This window comes from bacterium, assembly GCA_020440705.1.
Taxonomy (GTDB): domain Bacteria; phylum Krumholzibacteriota; class Krumholzibacteriia; order LZORAL124-64-63; family LZORAL124-64-63; genus JAGRNP01.
The window spans coordinates 1-4,399 of sequence record JAGRNP010000197.1 but is presented as its reverse complement, the minus strand read 5'-3'; the positions used below and the strand labels follow the sequence as shown (position 1 = coordinate 4,399).

Sequence of the window (4,399 nt, the reverse complement as noted above, 5' to 3'; positions counted from 1 at the left end):
GTGGCGAGGCGCAGCGAACGAGTCGACATGAGGTCCCCCTTGACCCGGGCGAAGCGAGTCCGTAGCTACAGACATGAGTATACCGGTCCGGCTGGGCGGCATCAACCCGCCCCGGCCCTGTTCGCCCGACGGCCGCCCGGATGTGGTACACTTGTCCCGACCAGTGGAGCCTGCCGATGCCGCCGCCTCCGTGCGGCGGAACGCGTTCGCCCGCGTCGACTTCCGCTCGACCGGCTCCGCTGCGCGACCCAGGGGGGAATACATGTCGCAGCGCACCTCGCTCCTGGCGGCGATCGTCGCCGTCTTCCTGCTGATCGCCGGCGCCACCACGGCCCGGGAGCCTTCCCGCGACGCGGCGCCGCAGCGCACGCCCGTCCGCAGCGACCCGACGATTCACGGGGGCCCGGCCGGCGGTGCCAAGGCTGCCGGCGACACCATCCTCCTCATGGGCCCGACCGGCGCGGGCGCCCCCTACCTGGGCGACTTCGAGGCCGGCTGGAACGGCTGGACCTCCCGCGACGTCACCGGGGGCACCGTCAACCACTGGCAGGTGAGCAGCTTCGCGCGCCCCGACCCCTTCGATCTGGCCGCCATCTGCTTCGACCCCACGATTCCGGCCTGTGGGCCGGGCGACACGATCGGCGGCTACGGCAACGCCTGGGACGACCTGTTCGAACTGCGCGTGCCGGTGGCCGACCCCGCGGTGGCCGCCACGGTCGTGATCCAGGGCGGCATCCAGATGAATTCCGAGCCGGGCTACGACTACGCCTACCTGACCATCGCGGGTGGTCCCCTGGCCGAATGGACAACGGTCAAGCAGTGGGAAAGCTGGGCCATCAGCCATGGCGACAGCGTCATCGACGAGACCTTCAGCGTGCTGCCGGCCGAGTACGAAGACGGCGCCGTGCGGCTCGTCTTCCGCTTCCGCTCGGACGGGGGCTTCTCCTCGGCGGACTGCCTCTGGCCCAGCGACTACGCGGCGCGCATCGACGACCTCGCCTACACCGTCTCCCAGGCCGGCCACCCCGACATCACCGGCTTCACCGACTTCCAGGACGGCACCTTCGGCGACTGGACGCCCATCCCGCGCCCCGGGGCCGGCAACTTCGCCAAGCGCTGGCAGAACCTGGCCGACGAGGACCCCTGCGCCCAGAACGCGACGTGGCAGGTGGCCTTCATCGACGACGGCGTCGTGGTGCCCGGCACCGGCGGATCCCCCTGCGTCACCTGGTGCTACGGACCCGGCGGCTACGTCGTCAACACCACCAACGGCTTGGACGGAAGCCTGCGCGTCCACACCGAGATCCTCTCCCCGGTGATGGACTGGCCCGCCGCCGCCGCCGACGGCATCGTGATCGCCTTCGACGTGTACCGCCACGAGGAGCTCACCGGCGATTCTCCCGGCGTCTTCTTCAGCTGGGACGTGCGCTCGGCCGACACCGACAACTCGGCCGGCAACGGCTTCCAGGACATCGAGGACCAGGGCTTCCTCGGCCGCAGCTTCGCCTACTACGGCGGGCCCGACTACCTCCGCGTCGAGAACGACGTGACCGATCTCATGGCGCCGGGCCGCGACCAGGTCCAGCTGAACCTGGCCGTCAACCACCTCGGCCCGTACTGGGGTTTCACCGGCCACGACGCCACGCCGGCCCCCTACTTCGACAACGTGGCGGTGAAGGTCTACGACCACGACGGGCCCGCCCTCGTGGCCTCCGAGGCGGATCTCGCCCAGAGCGCATTCCCCGCCGCCGACACCATCGACATGGCCGCCCCCGGCGCCCTCAGCGTGCGCTTCGACGTGGCCCGGGCCATCATTCGCGGTGGGTTCTTCACCGGCGACCCCGGCGATTCGGTGGTCGTCAGGGTGGTGCCGGTGCGGGCGGGCGCCGTCCTGACCGGCTCGCCCGCGATGCACTACGTCATCGCGGCCAACCCGCTTTTCGACGCCTACCGCACCACGCCGACGAGCGGCGTGGTGGCCGGCAAGCCGGCGACGAACCTGAACGGCACCGTCGACCCCGAGCGCTGGGCTTTCGACCTTCCCGACACGGGCACCCTCTTTCCGGGCGACGTCCTCCACTACTACATCACGGCCAGCGACGAGGCCGGCGGCGACGTGCGCACGGCCGTGCTGCCACGGGACCTGACCGGCTTCGGGGACTTCGGTTCCCCGCCGGCCTACGACCGCCGCTTCGTGATGCGCGCCCTGCCCTCCCTCGCGGAAGACGTGCCCGGATTCCCGTACACGCCGGACGTCCTCTTCTGGAACGACGCCCCCGGCCGCGGCGGCGACGCGGCCTGGGAGACGGCCCTGCGCCAGATCGAACTCGACGGACCGACACTCGACATCTACGAGACCCGCGCCCCGCACCTCGGCGTGGACAACGGCATCGGCGACCGCACCGCCGGCCCGTCCCTCGACGGCTACTCGGTCATTCTCTACACGGCCGACGATCTGGACGAGAACACGCTCACCGACGCCGACATCGCCGCCCTGCAGACCTGGCTCGCCGCGGGCAACCGCCACCTCCTGGTCTGCGGCGACGACCTGGTCGCGAGCCTGAGCGGGACTTCGGCGGCGGCCGCGACCTTCCGCGACGACTTCATGGGCGTCGATCTCGTCACCGACGACCTGCGCCCCCTGCTGGGCGGCCAGGTGGCACCCCTCGTTCTTCCCCTCGACGGCAATGCGGTCTTCCAGAACGTGGCCGACTGGTACGCCTACGGCAGTTGCCCGACCATCCGCCGCTTCGACGCGGTGACCCCGCGCGCCGGCGCCCTGCGCCTGGCCGAGTTCACCGATCCGTCCGGCACGCCGGGTCTCTTCGCCTACAGCGCCGCCACCCTGAACGTCGACGGCGACGGCAACCAGATCGTCTCGCTGCCCTACGACCTCTCGCGCATCACCTACCCGCAGGGCGGCACCCAGTCGGGCCTGACCCGCGCCGCAGCCGTGCTGCAGGAGATCATCAACGCCTTCGGTGTCACGCCCGGCGGCGTGCCCGCCCCGGTGCCGGAAGCCGTCCGTTTCACGGCCTCGGCCGCCCCCACCCCCTTCAACCCCCGCACCACCATCTCCTGGACCCGCGCCCGCGACGGCGACCTCCAGGTGAAGGTGTACGACCTCCGCGGCGCCCTGGTGCGCGTGCTGCACGACGGCCCGGCGCCGGCCACCGGCCAGGTCGCCTGGCTCGGCCGCGACGACGCCGGCCGCGCGGTCGCCTCGGGGGTGTACTTCTACGAAGTGCGCTCGGGGGCCGAGGTGAAGGTGGGCAAGGTGGCGCTGCTCAAGTAGCCGCCGCGCGCGGGGGTGGTGGTCAGGTCCACCGCCCCCGCCGGCGTCCCCAGGCCAGGAGCGGCCCCTCGAAGAACCGGTACGAGATCTCCGCCAGCAGGGCCGTCACGGCGAGGGCCAGCAGCGTGACGCCGCTTCCCTCCCAGCCGTGGAACACGGGCACCGGCTCGCCGCGCAGCAGGCCGTGCAGCAGGCCGGCCACCGGCTGGTGCAGCAGATACACCGCGTATGAGCGCAGCCCCCACCACACGAGCACCCGATGCCGGAGCACCCGGTGCAGCAGGCCCGCCGGCAGCGCCAGCGGCAGGGCCACCGCGACCAGCGCCGCCCCCGCGAAGACCGCGTGCAGCCACGGGTCGCCCACGCCGGCGTTCTTCCGCCACAGCACCACGCCCGCCGCCAGCGCCGGCACGAACAGCCAGGCCAGGCCCCCGGCCCGCGCCCGCACCCACGCCCAGGCCCCCGGCGTGCGCACGAGCAGGGCCAGCAGCCCGCCGGCCAGGATCGCGTCGCCCCGCGTGAACGGGAACACGTAGGCACCCAGGTTCCCCACGAGCAGGCGCAGCCCGGGCGCCGCCACGATCCCCACCACGAACACCGCCGTGAGCGCCCGCCGCGGCAGCACGCGCACCAGCAGCGGCACCACGAGGTAGAACTGCTCCTCGATGGCCAGCGACCAGGTCACGCCCAGCCAGTTGGCGCCGAAGCCGGCGTCGTGCATGAGCAGGTTCTGGGTGAAGGTGAGGTAAGACCACAGGGGCCGCGCGTCGGCGAAGAGCCAGGGCAGGGCCGCGCGGCCCCACGGCGCCAGCGCCACGAAGAGCGCGATCACCAGGAAATAGAGCGGCACGATCCGGCACGCCCGGCGCAGGTAGAAGGGCCGCCAGTAGCGCGCGCCGTCGCGGTGGTCGAGCAGGATGCCGGTGATGAGGAAACCCGAGAGCACGAAGAAGAGGTCGACGCCGCCCCAGCCCCAGCGGAACAGGGCGCCGGCCTGGACGAGACCAGGCGCAGCACCGGGCTGCGCCTGGACGTGGAGGTAGTGGAAGCCGATGACGAGCAGGATCGCGACGCCGCGCAGCCCGTCCAGTTCCCGGATCCGGG

The 4,399-nt window shown here is 72.2% G+C and carries 2 protein-coding genes; one reads left to right on the top strand and one right to left on the bottom strand.

Features of this window, described 5'->3' with window-relative positions:
* Nucleotides 1-262: 262 nt before the first annotated feature.
* The gene (locus KDM41_17390) at nucleotides 263-3,295 is read left to right on the top strand and encodes a hypothetical protein (GenBank protein MCB1185197.1); all 3,033 of its coding nucleotides are present in this window, start codon (nucleotides 263-265) and stop codon (nucleotides 3,293-3,295) included.
* Between the two features lie 22 nt (nucleotides 3,296-3,317).
* On the opposite strand, the gene KDM41_17385 is transcribed toward KDM41_17390, so the two are convergent.
* A partial coding sequence (locus KDM41_17385) for an acyltransferase (GenBank protein ID MCB1185196.1) occupies nucleotides 3,318-4,399 on the bottom strand: 1,082 nt, incomplete at its 5' end.

Coding starts and splice junctions, on each gene's coding strand:
- KDM41_17390 (MCB1185197.1), top strand. CDS start 263: ATGTCGCAGCGCACCTCGCTCCTGGCGGCGATCGTCGCCGTCTTCCTG.